General features: G+C 66.4%; 24 protein-coding genes. 6 read left to right on the forward strand and 18 right to left on the reverse strand.

The annotated features are described in order from the left end of the window. Positions 1–4 precede the first annotated feature (4 nt). Genes HZA32_20640 through HZA32_20650 form a run of 3 tightly spaced genes read left to right on the forward strand, consistent with a single transcriptional unit; the run spans position 5 to position 2036 of the window. Positions 5–523: a PH domain-containing protein gene (locus HZA32_20640; GenBank protein MBI5426491.1), complete on the forward strand. Its 519-nt coding sequence runs from the start codon at positions 5–7 to the stop codon at positions 521–523. Positions 524–527: 4 nt separating this feature from the next. After that, positions 528–1421: a PH domain-containing protein gene (locus HZA32_20645; protein MBI5426492.1), complete on the forward strand. Its 894-nt coding sequence runs from the start codon at positions 528–530 to the stop codon at positions 1419–1421. 45 nt (positions 1422–1466) lie between these two features. Beyond that, positions 1467–2036: a TIGR00645 family protein gene (locus HZA32_20650; protein ID MBI5426493.1), complete on the forward strand. Its 570-nt coding sequence runs from the start codon at positions 1467–1469 to the stop codon at positions 2034–2036. On the opposite strand, the gene HZA32_20655 is transcribed toward HZA32_20650, so the two are convergent. The 3 genes from HZA32_20655 to HZA32_20665 all read right to left on the reverse strand — a co-directional run bounded on the left by HZA32_20655 (position 2037) and on the right by HZA32_20665 (position 4976). Then, entirely contained in the window at positions 2037–2735 is a 699-nt protein-coding gene (locus HZA32_20655; protein ID MBI5426494.1) for an MBL fold metallo-hydrolase, read from the reverse strand. Positions 2736–2788: 53 nt separating this feature from the next. Further along, positions 2789–3943, reverse strand: a complete 1155-nt coding sequence (locus HZA32_20660; protein MBI5426495.1) for an aminotransferase class I/II-fold pyridoxal phosphate-dependent enzyme — start codon at positions 3941–3943, stop codon at positions 2789–2791. 88 nt (positions 3944–4031) lie between these two features. Then, the gene (locus HZA32_20665) at positions 4032–4976 is read right to left on the reverse strand and encodes a LysM peptidoglycan-binding domain-containing protein (GenBank protein MBI5426496.1); all 945 of its coding nucleotides are present in this window, start codon (positions 4974–4976) and stop codon (positions 4032–4034) included. A 68-nt stretch (positions 4977–5044) separates the two neighbouring features. Here HZA32_20665 and HZA32_20670 point away from each other — a divergent pair, with 68 nt between their 5' ends. Both HZA32_20670 and HZA32_20675 read left to right on the forward strand, forming a co-directional pair. After that, entirely contained in the window at positions 5045–6037 is a 993-nt protein-coding gene (locus HZA32_20670) for a KpsF/GutQ family sugar-phosphate isomerase (GenBank protein MBI5426497.1), read from the forward strand. A gap of 84 nt (positions 6038–6121) precedes the next feature. Continuing rightward, a complete protein-coding gene (locus tag HZA32_20675) occupies positions 6122–7759 on the forward strand; it encodes a fumarate hydratase (GenBank protein ID MBI5426498.1) in 1638 nt (545 codons plus the stop codon). A 50-nt stretch (positions 7760–7809) separates the two neighbouring features. Here HZA32_20675 and HZA32_20680 read toward each other — a convergent pair whose 3' ends face one another. From HZA32_20680 to HZA32_20705, 6 genes are all read right to left on the reverse strand, one after another. After that, on the reverse strand, positions 7810–8172 hold the full coding sequence (locus HZA32_20680) for an RNHCP domain-containing protein (GenBank protein ID MBI5426499.1): 363 nt from the start codon (positions 8170–8172) through the stop codon (positions 7810–7812). Between the two features lie 222 nt (positions 8173–8394). Next, a complete protein-coding gene (locus HZA32_20685) occupies positions 8395–8817 on the reverse strand; it encodes a YjbQ family protein (GenBank protein ID MBI5426500.1) in 423 nt (140 codons plus the stop codon). 76 nt (positions 8818–8893) lie between these two features. Next, positions 8894–10303: a class II fumarate hydratase gene (locus HZA32_20690; protein MBI5426501.1), complete on the reverse strand. Its 1410-nt coding sequence runs from the start codon at positions 10301–10303 to the stop codon at positions 8894–8896. A gap of 87 nt (positions 10304–10390) precedes the next feature. Next, positions 10391–11209 carry a hypothetical protein gene (locus HZA32_20695; protein ID MBI5426502.1) on the reverse strand — a complete coding sequence of 273 codons (819 nt, stop codon included), beginning with the start codon at positions 11207–11209 and terminating at the stop codon, positions 10391–10393. Positions 11210–11214: 5 nt separating this feature from the next. Beyond that, positions 11215–11844, reverse strand: coding sequence for a sigma-70 family RNA polymerase sigma factor (locus HZA32_20700; protein ID MBI5426503.1), 630 nt, complete (start codon positions 11842–11844; stop codon positions 11215–11217). A gap of 46 nt (positions 11845–11890) precedes the next feature. Next, entirely contained in the window at positions 11891–12922 is a 1032-nt protein-coding gene (locus HZA32_20705; protein MBI5426504.1) for a polyprenyl synthetase family protein, read from the reverse strand. Between the two features lie 92 nt (positions 12923–13014). On the opposite strand from HZA32_20705, the gene HZA32_20710 reads away from it, so the two are divergent. Continuing rightward, the gene (locus HZA32_20710; protein MBI5426505.1) at positions 13015–13626 is read left to right on the forward strand and encodes a CPBP family intramembrane metalloprotease; all 612 of its coding nucleotides are present in this window, start codon (positions 13015–13017) and stop codon (positions 13624–13626) included. 11 nt (positions 13627–13637) lie between these two features. Here HZA32_20710 and HZA32_20715 read toward each other — a convergent pair whose 3' ends face one another. From HZA32_20715 to HZA32_20755, 9 genes are all read right to left on the reverse strand, one after another. After that, a complete protein-coding gene (locus tag HZA32_20715) occupies positions 13638–14198 on the reverse strand; it encodes a hypothetical protein (protein ID MBI5426506.1) in 561 nt (186 codons plus the stop codon). A 277-nt stretch (positions 14199–14475) separates the two neighbouring features. Beyond that, positions 14476–16290: a hypothetical protein gene (locus HZA32_20720; GenBank protein ID MBI5426507.1), complete on the reverse strand. Its 1815-nt coding sequence runs from the start codon at positions 16288–16290 to the stop codon at positions 14476–14478. A gap of 11 nt (positions 16291–16301) precedes the next feature. After that, the gene (locus tag HZA32_20725; GenBank protein MBI5426508.1) at positions 16302–16811 is read right to left on the reverse strand and encodes a hypothetical protein; all 510 of its coding nucleotides are present in this window, start codon (positions 16809–16811) and stop codon (positions 16302–16304) included. After that, positions 16808–17395: a hypothetical protein gene (locus tag HZA32_20730; protein ID MBI5426509.1), complete on the reverse strand. Its 588-nt coding sequence runs from the start codon at positions 17393–17395 to the stop codon at positions 16808–16810. Before HZA32_20730 ends, HZA32_20725 begins: the two co-directional genes overlap by 4 nt. Continuing rightward, entirely contained in the window at positions 17392–18039 is a 648-nt protein-coding gene (locus tag HZA32_20735; protein ID MBI5426510.1) for a hypothetical protein, read from the reverse strand. The genes HZA32_20730 and HZA32_20735 overlap by 4 nt, the downstream gene beginning before the upstream one ends. Next, complete coding sequence (locus tag HZA32_20740) at positions 18008–19051, reverse strand: hypothetical protein (protein ID MBI5426511.1); 1044 nt, start codon at positions 19049–19051, stop codon at positions 18008–18010. Before HZA32_20740 ends, HZA32_20735 begins: the two co-directional genes overlap by 32 nt. 262 nt (positions 19052–19313) lie before the next feature. Then, positions 19314–19415, reverse strand: coding sequence for an AURKAIP1/COX24 domain-containing protein (locus HZA32_20745; protein MBI5426512.1), 102 nt, complete (start codon positions 19413–19415; stop codon positions 19314–19316). A gap of 63 nt (positions 19416–19478) precedes the next feature. Further along, positions 19479–22655, reverse strand: coding sequence for a UvrD-helicase domain-containing protein (locus HZA32_20750; GenBank protein ID MBI5426513.1), 3177 nt, complete (start codon positions 22653–22655; stop codon positions 19479–19481). Then, on the reverse strand, positions 22652–25495 hold the full coding sequence (locus HZA32_20755) for a PD-(D/E)XK nuclease family protein (GenBank protein ID MBI5426514.1): 2844 nt from the start codon (positions 25493–25495) through the stop codon (positions 22652–22654). The genes HZA32_20750 and HZA32_20755 overlap by 4 nt, the downstream gene beginning before the upstream one ends. Positions 25496–25500: the final 5 nt, after the last annotated feature.

The raw sequence follows: 25500 nt of genomic DNA on the forward strand, positions 1-25500 counted from the left end.
CGCGATCGAGCGACCGCACCGCAACCTGCTCACGTATTACTTCCTGTCGTTGCTGGTTTTCCCGCCGCTGCTGCTCATCGTCGGTCCCTACTACTACTTCCGCTACCACACGATGCGCTACAAGTTCACGGCGGACGGCATCTCCATGAGCTGGGGCATCCTGTTCCGCCGCGAAATCATCGTTCAATACGCGCGCATCCAGGACATCCATCTGCGTTCCAACCTCGTCGAACGCTGGCTCGGTCTCGCCCGCATCCTCGTGCAAACCGCGAGCGGCAGCTCCGGCGCCGAGATGACCATCGAGGGCCTGCGCGAGTTCGAAGCCGTCCGCGACTTCCTCTATCATCAGATGCGCGGAGTAAAGGACCCCGCCATCAAACCCAGCGCCGCCCCAGCCACGCCGCCAACCGGACAAGACGCCGACCTCGCCGCCGCGCTCCGCGAAGTCGCCGCCGAGCTGCGCGCCACCCGCCAGGCCCTCGCCAAACATGGCGCCAAACACGGAGGGTCCGCAGATGTTTGACCGGGTGCGTTCCCTCGTCTTGCGCTGGATGCGAGTGCCGACCGAACCGGAGCCGCCACTCGGTGCGCCAGGCTCCGTGCGCACGTTCCGCGCCGGTCGGAATTTCTACTACGTCCGCCTCACCCGCTGGATTTTCACCCAGGTCGGTGCCGCGGCCGGCATCGCTTTCTCGCTCTTCTTCATCGCACAGCTGCGCGGAGGTTTCGTGGCGGTCCGCACCGCGGCCATCGCCGCTTCCGCTGCCAGCACGCCCGCCGCCGCGCCCGCAACGCAGCCGACCGAGGACGCGTCCGCTCCTAAGAAGAAAAAGCGCCCCCGACCCTCGGACGAGGAACGTTTCCGCGAGTTAGCCCGCCGCCTGCCGCCTTGGTCGATGGACTTGGTGGCGGTCATCGAACTGCTCACCATCGCCGGTTTTCTCGTGCAACTGCCCTTCACGTTCGCGGCCGTGCGTCTCGATTGGGAACTGCGCTGGTATATCGTCACCGATCGCAGCCTGCGCATCCGCGCCGGCATCTGGTCGCTGCAGGAGTCGACCATGAGTTTCGCCAACCTCCAGCAGGTCGAGGTCTCGCAAGGCCCGCTTCAGCGCCTGCTGGGCATCGCCGACGTGCGCGTGCAGTCTGCGGGCGGCGGCGGGGTCACCGAGCACGGCAAGCACGATGGCGAATCGCTGCACACCGGCATTTTCCACGGCGTCGACAACGCCCAGGAAATCCGCGACCTCGTCCTCGAGCGCCTGCGCCAATTCCGCCACGCCGGACTCGGCGATCCCGACGAAGCGCACGCCGCCCCCGCGCCGATCGCCCCGATCCCCGAGGCGACTGCCGGCGACGCGCTGGCCGCCGCGCGCGAAGTCCTCGCCGAGGCCCGGGCGCTGCGCGCCACCGTGAGCTGACATCCCGCTTTACACCGGCGCGGAGTTGCGCACTAGTCCGGGCCCATGTCCGAGCCGAGTTCACGCACCGAAGCCTTCCTCGAACGCACGATCTTCGCCAGCCGCTGGCTGCAGGCGCCGCTCTACGTCGGCCTCATCGCCGCGCAGGCGGTCTACGTCTACCAGTTCTTCGTCGAGCTGTGGCACCTGTTCCACATCGTGACCGGCCCCGGCACCGTGAAGGACCCGAGCACCGCCATCATGCTCGGCGTGCTCGGCCTGATCGACGTCGTGATGATCGCCAATCTCCTCATCATGGTGATCATCGGCGGCTACGAGACCTTCGTGTCGCGCCTGCACATCGACAACCACGTCGACCAACCCGAGTGGCTCAGCCATGTGAACGCCGGCGTCCTCAAGGTGAAGCTCGCCACCGCGCTCATCAGCATCTCGTCGATTCACCTGCTGAAAACCTTCATCGAAGTCCGCTCGCCGAGCATCGCTTTCACCGATCAAGGCGTGATGTGGCAGGTCATCATCCACGGCGTGTTCGTGCTCTCCGCCATCGCGCTCGCGTGGACCGACAAGATCATGATGGCTGGCGTGGAGGCGGTGAAGTCCTCCGGCAAACACTGATCAGAGCCGCGTCGTCCGCCGGCTGCGCTGGACCGCGCGCTCGCAGAGCGCGTGAAAGCGCCGACGGTGCAATTCGCCGTCGAGCACGTCGTAGTGCTGTGGCACGATCCAGCGCGGGTTCAGCGCGATCGTCTTGCGCACGCTGTCCACGAGCAGGTCCGGACGCGCGTTCAGGAACGGCGGCGGAAAGTGCACGTTGAAGAAGTAGCTCGCGAACAAGTCGCCGCTGAAAAGCAGATCGTGCCGCGCGCTGTAGAAGCCGCAGTGGCCCTCCGTGTGGCCGGGCAGATGCACCACGCGCAAACCGCCCCAGAACGGCAACTCGTCGCCGTCCGCGATGAAACGGTCGATGCGCGCCGGGCGGTAGTTGAGAACGTTGTAGCCCACCCGCTCCAAGCGGCCGCACCAGCGGGCCGCGCCCTTGAACGGATAAGTGCCGTCGAGGTGCGCCTGTTCGGCGGGATGCGCGTAGAGCGGCGCGCCGGTGAAACGTTGCGCCCACGCGGCGTTCGCGCCGTGGTCGAGATGCCCATGCGTGAGCAGGATCGCCTTGACCGATTCCGGTTCGAGGCCGAGTCGGCGAAGCATCCAGCGGATCTGCGTGCGCTCGCCGATGAGACCGGTGTCGAGCAGCACCGCCTCCCCGCGTTCGTCGACGAGCAGGTGGCACACGCCCATGAGGCCACGGATCGTGAACACGCCCGGCGGGACGTGACGTGCGAACCAAGGCTTCGTCGGGCGCGACACCAACGTCATCCGCGGCGGAGTTTCAGCAGCCGCTCGCCGGCGGCGTGCAGCGTCTCGTGGCGTTTGGCGAAGTTCAGGCGCACGTAGCGGTGCTCCGGCGTCGGGAAGAACACCGAGCCCGGCACCGGCGCGACACCGATCTCGCGCGTCATCCAGTGAGCGAACTCGACGTCGTTCGCGAAACCGAAAGGCGAGATGTCGAGCATCACGAAATACGCGCCCTCCGGCGTGGTGTAGCGCAAGCCGGTGCGGTCGAGATAGCCGAGGAAGATGTCACGCCGCTCCGCATACTCGGCAGCGAGCGCGTCGTAGTAGGCCGGCGGCATTTTCAGTCCGGCGACGATCGCGTGCTGCAAGGGCGCGGCGGCGCCGACGGTGAGGAAGTCGTGCACCTTGCGGCCCTGCGCGACCATGGCCGCCGACGCGAAAACATAACCGAGTCGCCAGCCGGTGATCGCGAAGGTTTTCGAGAGCGAGCTGCACATCACCGTGCGCTCCGCCATGCCCGGCAGCGCCGAGAGATACGTGTGCTGGTGCGGCGCGAAGACGATGTGCTCGTAGACTTCATCGGTGATGATCCAGACGTCGAACTCCTGCGCGAGCGCGGCGATTTGCTCGAGCTCGGCGCGGGTGAAGACCTTGCCGGTCGGATTCGACGGATTGCAGAGCACGAAGGCCTTGATGCCGCTCGCGAAGACGCGGCGCAGCTCATCCGGATCAAACGAGTAGTGCGGCGGCTGGAGCGTGGCGAAGACGGGCTTCACGCCCGAGAGGATCGCGTCGGCGCTGTAATTCTCGTAGAAGGGCGAGAACAGCCCGATGCTGTCGCCGACGTCGGCGACGGTCATCACCGCGACCATCATCGCTTCGGTGGCGCCGCAGGTGACGATGAGATTTCTCTCCGGATCGCACGGGAGCCCGGTGCAACGGGTGAGCTTGGCGGCGAGCGCCTCGCGGAGTGGCGGCGCACCCCACGTGATGGCGTATTGGTGGTGGTCGGTGTCCATCTCCGCCTTCGCCGCAGCCAGGATCTCGGCCGGCGGATTGAAGTCCGGGAAACCCTGGGAGAGATTCACCGCGCCGTGCCGCAGGGCGACGCGCGTCATCTCGCGAATCAGCGACTCGGTGAAAACGGATGTCCGGCGGGAGGTGCGTGGCATGGAGAAGCGCTAAGCAGTCCGCCAAACGCTGTAAGCTCGAAAGTGCGCCATAGTGGACGGCGTGCATCGGGCCGTCGCCTACGCCCGCTCAGGGCGGGATCGTGATCTGCGAGCCGATCTTGAGGTCGCCCTCGTTGCGCATCGTGGCGCGGTTGGCTTGGAAGATGTCGCGCCAACGCGTGCGATTGCCGTAGTAGCGCTGCGAGAGATTCGAGAGCGTGTCGCCCGGGCGCACCGTGTGCGTGCGGGCGCCGCGCGCGGGCTGCGGTGCTTGCGTCGTCGGCGTTTGCTTTTGCGCCGTGGCGGCGGCGGGGCGCGTCGTGGGCGCGGGCTTCGCCGGCTCGGGACGCGCGGTCGCCGGACGCGTGCGCACCGTCGGCATGGTTTCGAGGTTGACCGAGAAATTGTTCGCGCTGCCTCCGGCGATCACCGGCGCGCGGGTGGTGGGTGTCGGCGCGGGCGTCAGCGTGGGCGTGGAACGCTCGGCCGGCGAATCCGTCGGCGCGGCGGTCACGGTGTTTTCGCGGCCGGCTTGGAGGTCGGCGACTTGCTGCTTCAGGATGTCGTTTTCGAGCTTCAGCTTGTCCATCGCCGCGATGAGGTCGACGCGCTGGACCTGCGTGTCGAGCGGCTGGGCCGGCAACGTGCGCGCGAAATCCCGCACGGCCGCGTCGATCCGCTGCTTCACGAGCGGGGCCTGCGCGCTGTTCGGTCGGAGCGAGAGGTATTTTCGGAAATGGTAGATCGCGGCGATCGGGTCGCGGATGTGCTGCGCGTAGATCAACCCCGCTTCGAGGTGGGATTCCGGCGCGTCGTCGCCGCGTTTTTCGATGACCTTGAGATAGGCGGAGAGAGCTTCCTGCAGGCGGCCGGAGCGCTTCATCTGCTCGGCTTGGCGGTAATACGGCTCGTCCGCCTCCGTCGCGTAGGATTGCCGGCTGTCGCCGCCGCATCCGGCCAAACCCAACGCCAAAACGGCCACCGCGACGAGCGGCAGCACGTGGCGACGGAGCAGGACAGGAACGCGCGGCACGGGAAAGGAATTGAACGAGCGGAAGTGGCGCGTAGGTTTGCGCCCGGTCTCCCCCACTACAAGTCCAGATGCCACTCGACGCCCCTACGATTCTCGCCAAGGCCCGCCAATGTCTCGCCATCGAGCGCGAAGCGCTCGACGCCACCGCGGCGATCCTCAACGGCGATTTCGTGGACGTCGTGCGCGCCGTCGAGGAGACGATCTCCGCCGGCCGGAAACTCATCTTCACCGGCATCGGCAAGTCCGCGCACATCGCGCAGAAACTCACGGGCACGTTCAACAGCACCGGCGTGCCGTCGGCCTTCCTCGATCCGACCAACGCGCTGCACGGCGACCTCGGATTGTGCGCGGCGGGTGATTTGGCGTTTCTCCTCAGCAACAGCGGCTCGACGCACGAGATGCTGCGCCTGTTGCCGCTGTTCGAACGGTTCGGACTGAAAACGGTGGCGCTCACCGGCGCGCCCGAGAGCGAACTGGCGCGCGGTGCCGACCTGAGGCTCATCTACCGCGCGCCGCGCGAGGCGTGTCCGCTGGCGCTCGCGCCGACGGCCAGCACGACGGCCGCGCTCGGCCTCGGCGACGCCCTCGCGATGGTGTTGCTCGAGACGCGCGGCGTGACGCGCGAGGATTTCGCGAAGTATCACCCGTCCGGCACGCTCGGCATGACACTGCTGCTCCGCGTGAAGGACATCATGCGCACCGGCGAAGGCTGCCCGCTGCTCCCGGAGGCGAAGACGACCGTGCAGGAGGCGATCCTGGCGATGACCGGCGCGAAGGCCGGCGCGGTGGCGCTCACGACGGCGGACGGAAAACTCGCGGGCATCTTCACCGACGGCGATTTCCGCCGCACGGCGCTCAACGGCGGCGCGGATTTCCTGAAGGCGCCCGTCGCGCAATTCATGACCCGCGGCGGCAAGACGATCGGCGCCGACGTGCTGGCGGTCGAAGCGTTGAAACTTTTTCAGCAGTTCAAGATCTCCGACCTGTTCGCGCTCGACGCGGATGGCCGACCGGTCGGCTACATCGATGTGCAGGACCTGCCGAAGCTGAAGATTCTCTGACGCGGCGGCGCGCCCGGTTTATAGCTGCGCGTCACGTCACGGCGGCTGCTTGTGCTCGCGCCGCCCTTCCCTACGCTGCCGGGCATGGCTACGCCCGCGTTCACCTATTCCGACACGTTCGCCCACGGCCCCGACGATACGACCTATCGCCTGCTCACGAAGGAAGGCGTCTCGACCGCAACCTTCGAAGGCAAAGAGGTTCTCAAAATCACGCCGGAGACGCTGGCCTACGTCGCGCGCGAGGCGTTGCACGACGCCAATTTTTTCCTCCGCACGAAGCACGTCGAGCAAGTCGCCGCGATCTTGAAAGACCCCGAGGCGTCGAACAATGACCGCTACGTCGCGCTCACGCTGCTCAAGAACGCCGAGATCGCCGCCGGCGGCATTCTGCCGATGTGTCAGGACACCGGCACCGCGATCGTCTTCGGCAAGAAGGGCCAGCAAGTCTGGACCGGCGCCAACGACGCCGAGTGGCTCTCGCGCGGCGTCTACGAGTGCTACACGAAGGAAAACCTCCGCTATTCGCAGACCGCGGCGCTCGACATGTTCAAGGAGGTCAACACCGGCACCAACCTGCCCGCGCAGATCGACCTCTACGCCACCGAGGGCCAGAAATACGAGCTGCTCTTCGTTGCGAAAGGCGGCGGCTCGGCGAACAAGACCTACCTGTTCCAGGAGACGAAGGCACTGCTCAATCCGAAGAGCCTAGAGAAGTTCGTCGTCGACAAGATGCAGCTGCTCGGCACCGCCGCGTGCCCGCCGTATCACCTCGTGTTCGTCATCGGCGGCACCAGCGCCGAGACGTGCCTGAAGACCGTGAAGCTCGCCTCCACGAAATACTACGACACGCTGCCGACCACCGGCGACGCGCACGGCCGTGCGTTCCGCGACGTCGAGATGGAGGCCAAGGTGCTCAAGTTCGCACAACAGAGCGGCGTCGGCGCGCAGTTCGGCGGCAAATATTTCGCCCTCGATGTCCGCATCATCCGCCTGCCGCGCCACGGCGCGAGCTGCCCGGTCGGCATGGGCGTTTCATGCAGCGCCGACCGCAACATCAAGGCGAAGATCACGAAAGACGGCGTCTTCCTCGAACAGATGGAGACCAACCCCGGGCGCTTCATCCCGGCCGAGATGCGGACGTTCAAGGACGACAGCGCCGTGCGCATCGACCTGAACCAGCCGATGGCCGAGATCCGCGCGGCGCTTTCCAAATTGCCCGTCACGACGCGCGTGTTGCTCAACGGCCCGATGATCGTCGCGCGCGACATCGCGCATGCGAAGCTCAAGGAGCGCGTCGATGCCGGCCAGGGATTGCCGCAGTATTTCAAAGACCACCCGGTCTACTACGCCGGCCCCGCGAAGACGCCTGCCGGTTACGCGTCCGGTTCGTTCGGTCCGACGACGGCCGGCCGCATGGACAGCTACGTCGACCTCTTCCAGTCGCTCGGCGGCTCGATGGTGATGCTCGCCAAGGGCAACCGCTCGAAGCAGGTCACCGACGCCTGCAAGAAACACGGCGGTTTCTACCTCGGCAGCATCGGCGGCCCGGCGGCGATCCTCGCCAAGGACTCGATCAAGAAGGTCGAGGTGCACGAGTATCCCGAGCTCGGCATGGAGGCCGTGTGGAAAATCGAGGTGCAGGATTTCCCGGCGTTCATCCTCGTCGACGACAAGGGCAACGACTTCTTCGTCCAGAACTGCGGCATCTGCGCGCCGCATTGAGCGAAAGTGGGAAGTGGGGCTGGCGCCAGCGTGGCTGACGCCAGCCGACGTTAGATCGGGAACGGCGCGTTCCGCAACGGACGCACGGCGAGCCCGAGTAATTCGCGTTCGCTATCGTCGCCCGCGATGCGGTTCACGTGGACCGTGAAGCAGGTCCGGCACTGATGCACGAGCAGCCACTCGCCGTCGGTCGCGGCGTGGATGGCGATCGGCTCCATCCCGCCGCCACAGTCGGCGGCGCGATCGCCGGGCTTGTTGTCCAGATGCACGCTCCACAGGCACCACGGGCAGTGGTTGCGATGGCGCGTGCCCGGCGCGTCGAGGGAGAACTCGCCGCGGCAGTGCCGGCATTTGAGATAGGAAAGCTTCGCGCCGCGGCACTCAGGCGGGGAAAAGCGATAATGGTCTGACATGGGATGCGAAATCCCGGCAGGTCTGGAAAAATATCCCGCGTTTTCGCGGGCCGCATCACACTGGCTGGCTCGGCGCCGCCTCGCTGGGCGTTGGCTGCCGGGAATAATGAAAAGCCCGCCGCGAAACGCGGCCGGTGTTCAGCCAGTGGCTAGTCAGACAATCTCTGCAAATGACATCCGCGATCAGGTCAGCCGAGCGCGGCACTCGGGTCAAGCGCCCGCTCACTCGCCGACGAACGTCACCACCACGCGCCGCGTGTGCGCCGAGCGACGGTGTTCCCAGAGGAAAACGCCCTGCCACGTGCCGAGCAGCAACCGTCCCTCGGCGAACGGCACCTGTTCGCTCGTGCGCGTGAGCGCCATCTTGATGTGGCTCGGCATGTCGTCCGCGCCCTCGAGCGTGTGCGTGAAATGCTGGTCGTCCTCCGGCACCAACCGGTTGAGCCACGCCTCGAGATCGCGTCGCGCGGACGGGTCGGCGTTTTCCATGATCACGAGACTCGCGCTCGTGTGCTGGCAGAAAATCGTCGCGACGCCGCGCTGCAGACCGCTGCGCGCGAGTTCACGCGCGAGTTCGTCGGTGATCTCGTGCGTGCCTTGGCCGGGCGAGCGGATCGTGAGAGTGGTTTGATGAATCGAGGACATCGGAAAATAGAGGGCGGCGCTCCGTCGCCGCCGCGAATCAGACTATGGCGCCGGCGGAGTGGCGTCCCGCACTCAATCAGCCGCCGCCGGCACCGGGCGAACTCGCGCCGGGTTGCGTCATCGCGAGCGGGTCGAGCACGCGGTCGAGGGTCGCGGCGTCCATGAGCTTTTTCTCGAGCACGAGTTCGCGCAGCGTGCGGCCGGTGACGTAGGCCTCTTTGGCGATCGCGGCAGCGGCGTCGTAGCCGATGTGCGGATTGAGCGCGGTGACGAGCATGAGCGAACGGTCGACGAGCTCGCGACAGCGCGCAGGATCGGCTTCGAGGCCCACGACGCATTTTTCGGTGAACGTGCGAGTCGCGTTGGTGAGGCAGGAAATGGCCTCATGGAAGCAATGCGCCATGAGCGGGAGAGTCACGTTTAGTTCGAAGTGTCCGTCGCGACCGGCGAGCTGGATCGTCTGCGCGAGGCCCTGCGCGTAGAGGCAGACCTGCACGAGCATCTCGCTCATCACCGGATTCACTTTGCCGGGCATGATCGACGAGCCGGGTTGCGTGGCAGGCAACTTGATCTCCGCAAAGCCGGCGCGCGGCCCCGAACCGAGCAGGCGGAGATCGTTGGCGATTTTCGTGAGGGCCGCGGCGATGGCGGCGAGCTGGCCGGCGGCTTCGACGCAATCGTCGCGCGCGGCCTGGGCCTCGAAGTGATTCTGCGCCTCGCGAAACGTCAGGCCGGTGCGCTCGTTGAGCAGACGCGCCACCCGCGCGCCGAACTCAACGTGGGTGTTGAGGCCGGTGCCGACGGCGGTGCCGCCGATCGCGAGTTCGCTCAGCACGCGCACGGCGCGGCGCGCGCGTTCGGCGGCCTTGTGCGCCTGCATCGCGTAGCCGGAGAATTCCTGGCCGAGCGTCAGCGGCGTGGCGTCCATCAGGTGCGTGCGGCCGATCTTCACAACGCCCTGCCACGCGGCGGCTTTGCAATCGAGTTCGGCGGCGAGCGCATCGAGCGCCGGCGCGAGGTCGCGGTGCAAGGCGAGCGCGACGGAGACGTGCAGCGTGGTCGGAATGACGTCGTTGGACGATTGGCCGAGATTGACGTCGTCGTTCGGGTGCAGCGGCTTCTTCGCGCCGATCGGCAAGCCGGCGAGCTGGCTCGCGCGGTTGGCGATCACCTCGTTGGCGTTCATGTTCGTCGAGGTGGCGGAGCCGGTTTGAAAAACGTCGATCGGGAAATGCGCCGTGTGCCGCCCGTCGGAGATCTCGAGCGCGACTTGCTCGATGAGGCGGGCTTTTTCGGGAGCGAGGAGGCCAAGCTCGGCGTTGGCGCGAGCGCAGGCCCACTTCACGAGGCCGAGCGCGCCGATAAAGGTCGACGGCAGCGGGCGGCCGCTCACGGGGAAGTTGAGCACGGCGCGTTGCGTGGAGGCGCCGTAGAGCGCGTCGTCTGGCACGGCCATTTCGCCCATCGAATCGCGTTCGGTTCTCATCGGACGGAAGCTAGGTGCGAGCGCGCGGTTCGCAAAAATGAAAAAGCCCGCGCGAGGCGGGCTGGGCGGGGGAATCGCGGTCTCGGCTCAGAACTTGAGCGAGACGCGGTCGGCCTTCAGGCCGACGCGGGTCCAGCCGCCGGCGAGTTCGGTGTCGCCGAGACGGCGCGCGAGACGCTCGCGGACGACTTCGGGCGCGGCGGGGTCGGGCGTGAATTGGCGGTCGCCCATCGCGGCGAGCAGACGATTGCGGCGCGAGGAGACGGCGGCGACGCCGGCGAGTTCCGCCGCGTTGCCGGCCATGTTCTGAACCGCGCTGGAAGAAGACGGCACGCGGTTGCCGGCGAGGAGCGCGTTGGCGAGATCGGGATCGGTTTCGGCGAGGCTGGCGAGATTGGCGGCGATGGAGCGAGCGGACGGGCTTTGCTCGCCGCGCGGAGCGGTCCAGGGGATCAGCTCATCGCTCTTGGCGGGCATCTCATCGGAAAGCTGGACCTGAGCCGTGGCGCGCGGCTGATCCTCGACCGCGACTTGCTCAATGCGAGGCTGGCTCGCGGCGACGGAAGCGACGATGTCGTGGCGCGGCTCGGCGACTTGCGAGGCCACGGGCGCCGGAGCGGCCATTTCGGCGGGAGCAATGGCGGCGACCTGGGTCGGGGCGTAATAGCGGAGCGAGACGAGCGTGAAAGTAAGGACGGCGGTGGCGCCGACGGGCAGGTAGGCGCGGCGGTTCAGCAGCAGCGGAACGCGCTGCCACCACGGGCGGCGTTCGACGAGCGCGGCGAGTTGCTTCTGGCGCAGCTCGACTTCGAACTTGTTCCAAAACTCGGCGTCGGGACGCTCCGCGCGTTTGAGGCGCAGCAGGTCTTCGACGGTGATCTTGGAATTTTGCGGGCGTTGCGACATGAGGTTCAGCGGAGGTATTTGCTCAATTCGCCTTGGAGGAACTGCTTCGCGTAGTGCAGGCGGGAGCGCACGGTGCCTTCGGAGCAGTCCATGACTTCGGCAATCTCGGCGTGGCTGAGTCCATCGATTTCAAACAAGGTGATGACGGTGCGATGCTTGATAGACAGTTTTTGCATCGCCTCGTTCAATTTTTCCTGAAGCTCGCGCAGATAGGCATCGCGGTCGGCTCCAGTCGTGTCGGTGAGCTGGTTGAGAATCTCGCTCGACGTGCCGTCTTCCTGGACTTTCTCCAGGCTGAAGAATGTGCGCAACCTATTCTTGCGTAGGTGACTAAGTGTCGTGTTGACCGCGATTTTGTAGAGCCAGGTGAAGAAAGACGACTGGCCCTGGAAGCGATTGATCGACTGGAAGGCCTTGATGAAGGCGTCCTGCACGAGGTCGGCGGTGTCCTCGCGATTAGAGGTCAGGTTGTAAACGACACCGAAGACCCGCTCGCGGTATTTGCGGATCAACACGTCGAAGGCCGCCACGTCGCCCGCTTGCACGCGTTTGACGACCTCAATATCCGAATCCGCCTCCGCCTGACGTTCAGGCGAGGTGACGAGGGTCTTGGCGAAGACCTTCGAGAGATTCATCGGGAGGTGTAAGGTCGGATTGGCGCCGTCCGGAGGCAACGGCGAATTAAGGCTTGGTCGGAGCCTGCAAGGCAGCGATTTGGCCCTGCAACAGCCCACTGAGTTGCCTCAGCAGGGGCACGGGAGCGAGGCCCCCGTGAGGCATAAGGACCGAGAGCGCGCGGGCCAGTTCCTCCTCGACCGCCGCCACGACGCCGGCAGCGATGCCGAGCTGGCGCATGCGCTCGATGCTGGCGTGGAGCGGCAACGGCTTGGCTTGCTGCATCGCGGCGACGACTTCGGCGCGCTCATGGGCGGGCAGTTTCTCGAGCAACAGCATGAGCGGGAGCGTGAGCTTGCCGCTGGCGAGGTCGGTGCCGAGGGTCTTGCCGATGCGCTTTTCCTCGCCGAGGAAGTCCACGAGGTCGTCGTAAATCTGGTAGGCGATGCCGAGGTGGCGGCCGTAGTCGTTGGCGGCCTGCACGAAGGCGGCGGGCGCGCCGGAGAGTTTGGCACCGAGGTGGCACGAAACGCGGAAAAGCTCCGCCGTCTTGAAGTCGATGACGCGGTAATAGGCTTCCATCGTCACGCCCATGTCGCGGCGGTGCAGCGTCTGCATGATCTCGCCGGAGCAAACCTTGCGAGTCGACTCGGAGACGGCGAGGCACACGTCGGTGGTGGGGAATTGCGAGGCGACGTGCAGCGCTTGGGCGAACAGCGCATCGCCGAGCAGCACGGCGGCGTCGGGGCCAAATTTGCGCGAGGCGGTCGGCCGGCTGCGGCGCAGCTCGGCTTGGTCCATGATGTCGTCGTGCACGAGCGTCGCCATGTGGACCATTTCCACGACGCCGGCAGCACGCACGAGATTCTGATCGATCACGCCATCGCCTTGCCAGCCGGAGATGAACACCAGCGTGGGACGCAGACGCTTGCCGGAGGTCTCGACGCAATACGCCGCCATCTCGCGGATCTCGGGCTCGAAATGTGCGACCTGATCCTGCATGAACGCATCGAGCGCCGCCATCTGCGGGGCGAGGCGGGTGAAGACAGCGGCCGGGTCGTTCTCGGCAAAGACGGTGTGTGGCGCGGGTCCGGACATCGCGCGTGAGGCTAGGAAGGGAGGGCGGAAAGGCTAACAAAAAGCTCCTGCAAGTCTTGCCAGAGACGGCGCGAATCGCGTTTGGTCGAAACATGGGCCAGGAAAACCCCTTGCTGTTGCTCGTCTTGCTCGCTGCCACCGGATACGTGGCAAAGCTCTGGCTCGACGATTTGCGGGCCGCTCGCGCCGGCACGCCGGTGCCGCGTCCGCTGCCCGGGGTGACGCCCGCGACGATCACGGCGGTGGCGCTGGCCGCGCTCGGCGCGCTCGCCTTGCTGGCGCTGGAGACGTGGGGCGAGATCGCGCTCGGCATCGCCGGCGAGCAGACCCGCGTGACCGCGCTGTTCGGGCTCTACACGCTCGCGGCGGCGTTCGGCGAGGAGTTGATTTTTCGCGGCTTCATCGTGGTGGAGCATCGCGGGCGAGCCGCGCTGGTCGGCGGCATTGTGGGCGCGTCCCTGCTCTTCGCGCTGCTGCATCCGTTCCTGTGGCAGTGGCGCGATGGCGCGTTGCACGCGCAGCTGGGGACGAAGGCGTGGTTCAGCACGGCGGTGGTGTTCGCCAGTTCGCTGTGGTTCTACGCGGTGCGGTTTTGGAAACTGAATCCGTCGCATTCGCTGCTGCCGTGCATCGCGGCGCATGCGGCGAAGAATCTGGGCGTGTTCGCGATCAAATACGCCCAGGGCTTCGTGAGCGGGTGGTAGCCGCTACGCCGTCACGGCGTGTAGTAGCCGCCCGAAAACGCGACGATGGTGGACGCCAGCACATACTGCAGGCCGCCCGAGGTGGTGAGGTATTGATTCGTCTCCGTCACGCCTCCAGCCAGATAGCCTCCCGCAAACTTCGTGAAGACGCCGGACGCCCTCATATACGCCTGCCGGCTCGGGCCGTAGTAAATGTAATACGGGGAGGCCAGGACGCACTTGGACAGGTAACCGCCGGCGAATTCGACTTTGGCCGCGATATTGACCTCGACCGTCCGGGACGGGCCGTAGGGCAGGTAGGAGAACGACGACGTGACGTAGCCGCTGGCCACGTATCCGCCGCTGAATGTCACGAGTGAGTTCGGGGAGAACAGCGCGCTCGATGAGGCGCCGTAGTAGAGCAAGGTGGAGTTGCTCGTCAGATACCCGCTGCTGAGGTAGCCGCCCGCGAACTGCGCGAACGTCCCTAAACCCAGCAAGACCGAGCGCGTCGAACTGTAAGCGACATTATTGGTGAACGACGTGCTCAGGTTTCCTGAAATCAAATACCCGGTGCCATCGTCGAAAGTCACGGTTTGACCGGCCTTCAGCAATACCTGGCGACCGGGGCCGTAGTTCATCCAGGTTTCACTGGACAGATACTGAGTGCCCGCGGAAGCGAAGGACACCAATGCGCAATAAACGCACGCAACGATAAGTCTGCTCACCTTGTTCATGATCCTGCCTTTCTTGTGGCCCTGGTTGATATGAAGGTGACCGAAATATCTGTGGCAATCCGCAGCACCGACCGGACCGAGCGCCCTCGGCCACGAAGCGGGATGCCTCCACTCCGTGGCGAACGCAGAAGGCCTATTTTGTCGTCTTCGCGGCGGGCGTCTCGCCGGCGGCCTCGAGGGCGGCGGCGTTGAACACTTGCGACGGATCCGCGCCGTCAGCCGAGACGGTCTTCGCGGTGATGAAGATGAGCAGGTTCGTCGTGACGTCGTTGACGCTCTTCGAGGAGAAAAGGCGGCCGAGAACCGGGATGCTGCCGAGAACCGGAACCTTGGTTCCACCGTGGGCCTTGCTCGCGGACATAAGGCCGCCGATGCCGGCGGTGTAGCCGTCCTTGAGTGAGACCTGCGTCTTCACCTTGCGCGTGTCGATGATCGGAATCGACGCGCCGCCGGCGCCGCCGAAGGTGGTCTCGCGGTTCGAACTGCTGATTTCGGGTTCGAGGGTCATGCGGATGACACCCTGCGCGTTGACCTGCGGGGTCACTTTCAGGATCACGCCGATGGGTTTGTATTGGAAGCCGGAGACTTCGAAGGTGCCGCGCTCGGAGTTATAGGTGTAGCTCGGGATCGGGTATTCGGAGCCAATATTGATGAACGCCTCGGTGTTGTTGAGCGTCACGATGGTCGGATTGGAAATGACCTTCGTGTTATTTTGCTGTTTCAGCGCCGAGACGATGATGTTGAAATCGGAAGCAGTGAAGACAGCGGAGGCGAGTCGGGACTGCGTGTTTGAATTGGTTAATCCAAGTAAGTTATTTACCACCGACGTTACGGTGTTGGTAGCACCCGTAGTAAGAGTATCGTTCGTCGAGGTCGTGTGACTTAATCCGTCAACAGCAACTGTAGTTGAGTTAGTTGTGCTGATTGGGAGAGCTTGTGTCATCGGATTGCCTTGTGCATCGGTGGTTTGGATCGTCGGAGGACCAGTCACGGTTGAAATCGTCGCATTCGGATTTGTCAGGGAAACGCTCCCAGAGGGAAATGAAACTGAGCTAGCTGCGCCCGATGTCCCGGTCGGTAGGCTAGTGGAAAAACCGGTCTGTGTATTCGCCGTGGCAGTGTTACTATTAGTCGTGCCATGTTGGTCCCCGACCACATTCTGATGGCCGGTAGTGTTTGTCAGGTTGGTTCCGTTATTAGTATTCGAACCATTGGTCCCCGTCTGGCTGGCCCCCTTACTCCAAGTCTGGGACAATTTCCCCGCGCTGAGTTGCACGCCCTGCAGCGACGCCCAGTTGACGCCGATGTTGCGGATGTCGCTGTCGCTGACTTCGACGAACTTCGACTCGATCATCACTTGGTCGGTGGCCTTATCGAGCTTCTCGATGATCGCGCGGATGCGCGTCATGCGCGAGGGCTGGGTGGTGACGACGAGCGCGTTGGAGCGGACGTCGATGAGGATCTTGCCGCCCTGCGCGGCGTCGACGAGGCCGTCGACCGTGGGCTTGATGTCCGCGGCCTTGGCGTTGTTGAGGATGAAGACTTCGGTCGTGGCGGGCTCCTGCGTGAGCGACTCGCGGCTGACTATCTTGATGATGTTGCCCTCCTCAATGTAGGTGTAGCCAACCGGCGAGAGGACGGTATCGAAAATCTGGCGCCAGGTGACGTCGCGAAGCTTGATCGACGTCTTGCCGACGAGGGTGTCGGGAACGACGATGTTGAGTTCGAAGAGGTCGGCGACGTTGCGGAGGATGGTCTTCACGTCCTCCTCGGGGAAATCGACGGAGAGCGTGTCCTTGTCCCGGGAAACGGAGGCTTGCGTGGGCTGGGCACCGGCGACGGTGGCGGCGGGCTTATCTGCGGCGGGCGCGGCGGCCGGGGTCTGCGCGGTGACAGAGCCGAGCAGCGAAAGCGCCAAGGCGGCAGCGGCGAGGGTGCGGGTGCTCATGGGGGGTGTCCTCATTTCTTGATGGGCCGGGTATATTCTTCGTTGTTCAACCGGAGAGTGAAATTGGCGCGGTCGATGGCGGTGACCTCTACCGTGTATTCCGCGCCTTCAAAGGTGATTGTGAGTGTGCCGCCGGGTTTGACCCGCTTTTGACCGAACGAGAGCGACGGCTGGCCCGCCATGAGGATGTAGCCGGTGGGCTTCAGCGCGTCGCCCATCGCGGCGAGGAGATCGCGGGCATTGCGCGGGGCGCCGGGGCGGGCGGCGGCTCCCGGGCCGGTGCCGGCCCCGGCGTTGCCGACGGCGGCGGTGCCTGCCGCGGTCGCGAATTCGACGAATGCCTCGGAATGGAATGGATCGGGAAGATTGGCGGGCGCGGCGACGTCCTTGGCGGCGAGAAGGTGCTTGGCGCTGCCGAGGCTGGCCGTGCGTGCGGCGGGAGCGACGACCGGCGGCACGTCGGCGGCGACGGCGAGCGCGGCGAGCAGGGTGAACGGGACGGCGAGGCGGAGAGTCTTCATGGCGTGCCGAGCAGTTCGACGGTGAACACGGCGTTCATCTGATCCAAGCCGGCGCCGACACCGGCTTCGGACCGGCCGGCGCCTTCGAGTTTCGAAACGGTGAGTCGGTCGAAGCGCACGAAATGCGGGCCGGTCTCGACGCGGCGGATGAACGCCCACACTTGGGCGTAGCTGCCTTGCAGGGTGAGGCTGAAGGATACGGGGATGAACAGTGTCTTCGGCGCGTTTGCCTTCGGCGTTGGGAGCGAATTCTGGCGGACGTCGATGAGCTTCACGCCGGTCTCGTTCTCGAGGCGGTAGAAAAATTGGAGGTTGTTGGCGAGGTCGCCGGCGTGAACGAGGCGCGACTCGAGTTGCTTGGCGCCCGCCTGGATTTCCTGCACCTGCTCGGCGAGGCCGGTGGTGTGGCGGGCGTTGAGCGCGATCTTCTGGGATTCCTTGTCCTTTTCCTCGAAGAGGCGCTGCGCCTCGTCGACGGCGTCGCTGCGGAAATAGAGAGCCACGCCGCAAAGCAGTGCGAGCAGGCCGCACGCGAAGGCGATGGGCTGTTTCTTGACGAGGGCGAGGAGATCGGCGCCGGTCATGACTTCTTCGCCTCCTTCGCGCCTTTGAATTTCAGCTCGATCTCGAACAGCAGCGCTCCCGATTTCGGGTCGGGGGTGATGGCGTTGAGTTTCACGCCGTCGAAAATTTCGGCGAGGCGCGGCTGGGTGCGGAGCGTCTCGACGTAGGCGGAGGCGAAGCCGCTGGCCTGGTCCTTCGCGCCGGCGGCGAGGCCGCGGAGTGTGCAGCGCGCGCCAGCAGGGTCGTTCGGGCGAAGGTCGACGTATTCGAGCTGGATTTCCTTGGGGAGGCTCGCGCCGAACAGCGAGAGCAGCGCGGTGGGCTCGACGGGCATCTTCACGAACGCGACGGCCTCGGCGATTTTCTTGTCCTCGTCGGCGAACAGCTTGGTGAGGCGCAGACCTTCCTGGTGCAGCTTCTGGTTCTTCGCGATTTCGGCTTCGGCGGTGGCGCGCTGGGAGTTGAAGACGTGCGTCTGGTATTCGCGCCAGCCCACGAACGCGAGCAGCAGCACGGCCGTGGCGATGCCGCCGACGTTGATGAAGAAGGTCGTGCGCACGACCTTCGTGTCCGGCAACCGTTCGAAGTTGCGGAAGTTCGGGTGCCACAGCGGCGCCGCTGGCGGCGCGGCGTCAGCCTTTTTGTTCAGCAGCGACAGGGCCATTGTTGTAGGAAGCCATCAGGCCGAAAAGGCCGAGCCAGCGTTCGTCGGGGGCCGCGAGAGTGACGCCCGGGGCCAGGGAAATGCCGAGCGACTGCGCCCATGGGAGCAGCTCGGCCTTGAAGGATTGGACGCCGAGCGAGCTCGCGATCGTCGGGCTGAGCCAGGCGAGGCTCGAGGGGAGCTGCGTGCAGAGCACCGCGCCGATCGACTGGCCGGTTTGCACTTCGTAGAAGCCGATGGACGACTGCAGTTCCTTCAGGAGCTTCTTGATCAGCGAGCCGCCCATGCTCGTGAAATCGAAGGTGTTCGAATAGAAAAGTTTCTTGGCGGACTCCTCGTCCTTGAGGCCGAGCTCCTTTTGCACGACGGGGATCATCGCGGAGATGCCGGACGCGATGGGGCGGGAAATATCCACGCCTTCCGCAGTGAGGATGAAACACTGGGTGGCCTCCTCGCCCATCTCCAAAAGGAGCAGCGGTGCCTTTGACTGCTTGAACTTCTGGTAGCTCACCAGCGCGCCGAGCGTGGCAACGGTGCCCAATTCCAACTGCTCGGGATAAAGTCCGAATTCCAGCAGTTTTTCCTGCCACTGCACGATGTCGTCGGACGGCATGCCGCAGAAGAGCGCCTCTTTCTGGTTGCCCTTCGCGACGTCGTATTCCGAGCCGTCGGCGGGATTGAGCAGCAACGTGGTGAACTTATCGGCCTCGACGCGAAAGCTCTGCGTCAGCACCTCGGGCACGTAGCCGGGCTCCTTCACGCGCTTCAGATCCATCGTGTGGCGGCGGACGATGCGGCGCGCCGGATACAGCGAGACTTTCGCGTGCGCGTAACCGGTGGGGCCCTTGCCGTCGGCGGTCTTCAGGTAGTTCTGGAGACCCTCGGAGTCGGCGGCGGCAAACTCCTTCACTTCCTCCACGACCAGCGGCGCGTCTTCCTGGGACAAGCGCGCGAGCAGCACGGCCTGATCGCCGAAATCGACGCAAAAGCCCTTGGTCTTCTTGCCGAACATATGCGTGAAAAATGAGGAGAGGTGACAGGTCGACAGCGCGGCCAAAATGGGGATAACGCACGCGCGAACGGCTGACGGTTTCTAGTGTGACGGAGCTAACCGGATAGGTTCAGCCCCCATTCTACACAAGACCAAAACCCCCGGTAGACCCATCAGGGCCAAGGATTACTAGATATTTACCCTACCGCGCGGAGACGAAAAAACCCGCCGCGAACACGGCGGGTTTCGAAAGGCGATGCGAGTGGCGGCGCGAAGCCCGCGCTCACTTCTGCCAGGTGCGCTTCTTGTGGCGATTTGCCTTCAGGCGCTTGCGGCGCTTGTGCTTCGACATCTTCAGACGGCGCTTCTTCTTGAGATTTCCCATGGTGAAAAGGTGGTGTTAGAGGGGCCAACGTGCGGCGCGCACCCTCCTCTGTAAAGCCCGAAGTTAGCTCGCCGCCGGCACCGGAAACCGCCGCGCCAAAACCGTGAAAACCACCTCCGCGCCGACCTTCGACTCCGCCAAACCCGCCAGTCGCGCCACCACGCGCCGATAGAGATTCAGCTGCGCCGCATGTCGCGCAATCGCCCGCTCCACATGGGCCGCGTCAGCAATCACAGCATCGGTCTTGAAATCGAACACCGTCGCCGCCGTCGCGCGCCCGTCCAGCCCGCGCCACACCGCGACGCGGTCGAACACGCCCGACACCCACGCCCCCTCCAAGACCACCTCAAACGACCGCTCGCGCCAGACCTCCACACCGTCCGCGCGCGTCCACAACTCCCGCAACGCCGGCGCGCGCAAGCACCCGACGACTTCGCTGATCGCCTCGTCGCTCGCGCCGTCCGCCTGCCAAGTCGCCGCCCGCGCCTCGATCTCGCCACTCGCGCACCATTCAACCTGCGCCAGCAGTCGATGCACTCCCGCGCCGAAATCCACCGCCGCGCGCGCCTGCGGCGCGAACAGCTCCGCCGCCCGCACGCCCCCACCCCGCTCGCCCGACGGCCGCCGCGCCATGCGCCGCGTCGCCGCCGGCGCATCGATCGCCGAAAGCACCTCCGCCCGCGTCGGTGCCGCCGCCGGCTCCAACCGCGCGAACCACTCCGCCTCGCCCTGTGCCCACACGCCGTTCGCTTCGCACGCGCCCACGCGCACCGGGCGCGCGTCACTGCCGAGCGTCTCGGCGAGGAGTTTCGGATAATTCGACGAGCGCGACTTCGCCGCCACCGGCTCCGTGATCGCATACATCGCACGCTTCGCGCGCGTCACCGCCACGTAGAGCAGCGACAACGCCTCGTAGCACCGTTCGCCCGCCGCGCGTTCCGCGTGGGCGTTCAAAACCGAGTCCGCCTCGACGAGCTCCGCCTTGGGCAACTCCAGCACCCAACGCGCCTCGTGCGTCTCCTCGTCGCGATGCACCGCCAACCCGCGCGGTGCGGCGGCGAGCTTTGTGCCTTCGAGCTCCGGCAAAATCACGACGTCGAAACCGAGGCCCTTGGACTTGTGCACCGTCATCACGCGCACCACCGCCGCGCTCTCGGGCTCGCGCAGCGTGTAGTCGTTCATGAACCGCACAAACTCGTCCGGATCGCGCCGCCCCTGCGCATCGAACAGCGCCGCCGCCGCCGCAAACTGCCGCGCGCGCTCCGGCGCGAAATCCCCCGTCAGCGCTAGCCGCGCGCACCAATGCTCCGCGAAGCGCTCGAAGCCGTCCTCCGCGATCTGCGCCAGCACGCGCTCCATCGCCGCCTCGCGCGTCGCGGCTCCCTCGGCCGCGAGCGCCGCGTGGAGCGGCGTCATGCGCACGTGTTCCCACGCCAGCGTGTCGCCCGGATGCGCCGCCGCCTGCACGAGCGCGAGCAGCGCCGCGCCGACGGGATTGTCCGCCGCCACGCGCAAATCCGATTCCGCCACCGCCGGCACGCCGCCTTCGCGACGGAGGAAATCCGCGATCTCCGTCGCCTGATCGTTCGACCGCGTGAGCACCGCGCAGGTCAGCCCGCGCGCCAGCGGATCGATCTCACGGATCAACTGCAGCGTGAGCGCGCGGCGCGCGTTTTCATCTTCCGCGAGCAACAGCGCCGCCTGCCCCGCGCGGTCGCCGCGCTCCGTGAAATGCTCGCGCCACTCCTCGTTCCAGCGCCGGCTCGCTTCGCCGGGGAACAGCGTCGCGATCGTCTCATCGGCGCCGAACACGGCGTTGACCATCGCGATCACTTCCGGCCCGGAGCGCCACGACGCGTCGAGCGGCTCCGTCGTGATCGGCGCGTTCGCGTCCGCGTCGCCGTTGTAGTGCCGCCGGATGTCGCGCATCAACGTCGGATCGCCCTCGCGCCACGCGTAGATCGACTGCTTCACATCGCCGACGCAGAAAAACGTCCGCCGCTCGTCCGCGTCCTGCACGACTTCGTCGATCAGATTTTCCAACACGCTCCACTGCCCGCGGCTCGTGTCCTGAAACTCGTCGAGCAGCCAGTGGTCGATCCCCGCATCGAGCCGATACTCGAGCATCAACCGACCCTCGCCCGCCTCGCCGAACGACAACTCGCGCGCGCCCGCGTCCGGCCGCAACAACCGCGTGACGTCGCCGAAAGTCAACTTGCCCGCGCGCCGCACGAGCGCGCTGTAGACCGCGTCGTAGCGGCTCAGCACCGCGTGCAAGCCCTGCGTGATCGCCAGCTGCCGCCGCAACTCCGCGCCCGCCACCGCACGCACGAGATCCGCCGCCACGGCGCAACCCGCCGCGTCGAGCGCCTGCTTCTTCCGCTCGATCGTCAGCTCCGCCGCGCCGGCCGAAATCGCCGGCCACGCCTCGAGCAGTTTCGGCAGGAAATACTTCATCTCCGCGCTCCACGGCGCGCCGATCGACCACTCCGGCAACTCCAACGCGAGCCGCGCCCAACGTTCACGCTGCGCGTCATTCATCGCCGCGCCATCGAGCCAGCGCCGCAGCGTCGCCACGACCGCGGGCAACGGCAAATCCGCGAGCCACGGCTGCCCGTCGGACCAGAGGCGCTGCGCCACGCCCCACAGCGTCGGCTCCGGCACTTCGAGGAAGCGCTCGTATTTCTCGTCGAGAAACTGGTCCATGCGTCGCGCGAGCTGCTTCTCCTCGGTGCCGAAAGTCGCGAGCTTGAACGCCTCCAGAAAATCGCGCTGCGCCTCGTCGAGCGTGCCGCCGCGCGCGAAGAGCTGCCGCAGCGCGCGTTCGCGTTCGCGCGTCGCCGCGTGACCTTCGAGCACTTCGAAATCTCCCGCGAGCCCGAGCTCGAACGGAAACGCCTGCGCGATCTTCGCGAAGAAACTGTCGAGCGTGCCGAGCCGCAGCCGGTGCAGCGCATCGATCATCGCGCGCAGCAGCCGCAGGAAATCCGCCGCGCGCAACTCCGGCCGGCCGAGATTGTGCGCGAGTGTCGCCGCGCGCTGCTCGTTCGCCGCCGCATCGGCGAGCTTGCCGAGGATGCTGTCGAAAAATTCGCCCGCCGCCTTGCGCGTGAAGGTCAGCGCCACGATCCGCTCCGGCGCCGCGCCGGCGGCGAGCAGCGCGATGAAGCGATTCGTCAGCCGGAAGGTTTTTCCCGTGCCCGCCGACGCGTGGATCATCACCAACCGCGGCGCGATCATAGCGTCACCTCCCACCGCACACTGTCCTCTACTCCGCGCTGAAACAGCGGCGCGAACTCATCGTAATCCGGCCGCAGTTCCTCGTTCGGCGGCCAGAAATTCCCCGCGCGCACGGCCGCCGCCACGCCCTCGGCACAGCGCAGCGCCGACTCGTGCAGCTCCACCGAGTAGCCGTCCCACAGCGCCAGCGTCGTCGCGCTCGCAGCCTTGGGCAGATTGAAATAGCCGCACGCCGCGCGCTCCTTCGCCTCGGGCAAAATCGTCGGCAGCGCGAGCAGGTAGAGCGGGAGTTGCAGGTCGATCCACTGGCGCTCGCGGCCGTCGACGGTCAGCCGCGCCCACTCCGGCACGTGATTCCATGGCGTGTCGAGATGCGCGTCGGCGGGCGTCTTCGCGGTGTCGCTCGTCTTGTAGTCGATCACGCGCCACGCACCGGTCGCTTCGTGCCGGTCGATGCGGTCGATCCGGCCGCGCAGCTGGAAACCGCCGAACGGCACCGCGAAATCTTTCTCGATCGCCGCGATCACCCAGCCGTCCGCGCGTTCGCGCGCCTGCACTTTCGCCGCCCAGCGCAACCGCTGCCGTGCCGATTCCAACTGCGCCACGATCGGCACCGACGGCGCCTCGCCGTAACGCGCCGTCGCCGCGCGGTCGAATTCCTCGACCAGCATCGCCGCCAACGCACGCTCGTCCGTGCAATCGCGCCACGGCTCCGCGGCGAATTTTTCCAGCGGCAAATGGCAGAGCCGGCCGAAATCGAAGACGTCCAGCTCGCGCTTCGCCGCGTCGACCGCTTCCATTTTCAGGACGTGCTTCAGGTAGAAACGGAACGGACACGCGAGCCAGCTGCGGAACGCCGTCGGCGAGAGCTTCTCCGGCGGCGGCGCGCGGCGCGGCGCGAGTTGCCACGCGCGCTCCCACGCCGGCAGCGTGCGCGCGGACTCGAGTTCGCGAAACAAATGCGCCACGCGCGCCGGCAGTTTTTCGTCCGCACACTGAAGCAGCAGCCGCGACGGCCGCAGCGGATCGCCCGATGCCGACGTTTTGCCGAGCAGCACATCGACGCGGCCGCCGTCGCGGCGCGATGCCACGAGCGCGTGCAACAGATACGCGTCGCGCGCGAAGCGCTGCGCGTTGGTCTTCAGGCCAAACAGCACCCGGAGCGTTTCGGGCAGAAACACATCGCCGCTCACCGCTTCAGGCACGGCGCCTTCGTTGAAGCCGGCCACGACGACGTGCGGCGCGTCCTCGAACGGCAATTCGAGCCAGCCTTGCAGCTCGATCGCGCCAGCAGGTTTGTCCGCCTCGCGTGGTTGCTCGCCGAAACGCCGCAGTGCGATCTCCCACCACTCGTCACGCGTCACACGCGGAAACTTTTCCGCCGCCTCGGCGCACTCGCGCACGACCTCGGTCCAAGCTCGCGCGTCTTCGGCGAAATGCCGGTCTTCCGCCCGCGCGAGATCGAGCGGCCGCTCCGCAAACACCCGCGCGAGCACGGCGCTCACGCCGTCCGCGAAGTCCGCTGCGCCGAGCATGTCGCGCAACTCCGCCAGCGCGGCGAGACCGCGCGCTGCCGTCGCTGTGCGCGGGTTCGCGTGCGCGTAGTGCCGCGCCTCGGCCAGCGTCGCGGGCAGGTGCTCCGCGCGCAGATCGTCGAGTTGTTTCAGCCACTCGGTCGCGCGAAAACTCTCGCCGAGCTCCGCGCGCAGCCACGCCCGCGTCTCGGGCGTCCGCGCGAGCGCGAGAGCGTGCGCGAAGGACGGCTCGCGCGCGCAGTCGGCGAGTGCGGCGAGAAATTGGTAGAAGCCGTGCGCGTCGTGCCGCGCACCAGCGGGGTTGAAGGCGGCGACGCCCGCGCGCTCCAGCGCGTTCTCCGCCAGCGCGGCCAGAGCGGTATCGGCCACGCCGACACCGAGCGCGCCGTCGGCCTGCGGGTAGAGCCGCGCTACGCGGGCGATTTCCTCGGCCTGCGCCGCCGCATCGGCGCGCAGATGCACGTGCGCCGCAAAATCCGCGAACGGCGCCTCGCGCCGCGCCCAAGCGTCCGCCAGCGGCCGGCCCCACGCGTCGAAATTTGCCGCTTCGCTCTCGGGCGCAAAAACCACGACCTCGACCGGCAACTCGCGCGCATGCGCGGCGAGCGCCGTGAGCGCGAGCGGCAGCGGATCGGGCACGGCGAGGACGACGATGCGCTCGATACCGGCCAACGCGGCCGGTTCGCGCGCGGCCGCGATGCGCGCCGCCTGCGGTTCGCGCCAGACACGCGCAGCGAGCGCGGCGCTGTGCAGGCGGCCGAGCGCGCCGAGCTGCAGCCAGCGCTCGCGCTCGACGAAGTCGGCCGGCATGCGCGTCGCGACGTCGGCCAGCGTCAGCGCTTCCTCGGCCAACGTGGCCTGCAGGCGCTGGAGCTCCTGCGCGAGCCGCAGCGCCCACGCGAAGTTGCGCGCCGGCGGATCGACGGGGAAAACGGCGCGGAACTCCGCGAGATCGATGTCCTGCAACACGCGCGTCCACGCGAGCGTTGCCTGCAACGCCGTGGCGACCGGGGCGGCTTTCTCCGCTGGCGCCAGCAGCGCTTCGGGCGGCAGGACGAGCGGCGGGAACGCCGCCTGCCAGCGTGTCGCGGCGTGCTCCGCGAGGCCTGCCCGCAAACGGCGCCCCGCTTGCCGCGTCGGCACGATGACCGCGACACGCGACAGATCGAGCGGACCGGCGCCGTCCCAACCGCGCGCGAGCCACGCCACCGCTGGCGGCAGCAGGGGTGTTTGCCACGTCAGGAAGTGACGCCGCACGTTTTCGGGAGCCTCGACCACGCGACTACTCCAGAGCTTGGCGCGCATCAGCG

This window comes from Opitutia bacterium, assembly GCA_016217545.1.
Classification (GTDB): Bacteria; Verrucomicrobiota; Verrucomicrobiia; order Opitutales; family Opitutaceae; genus Didemnitutus.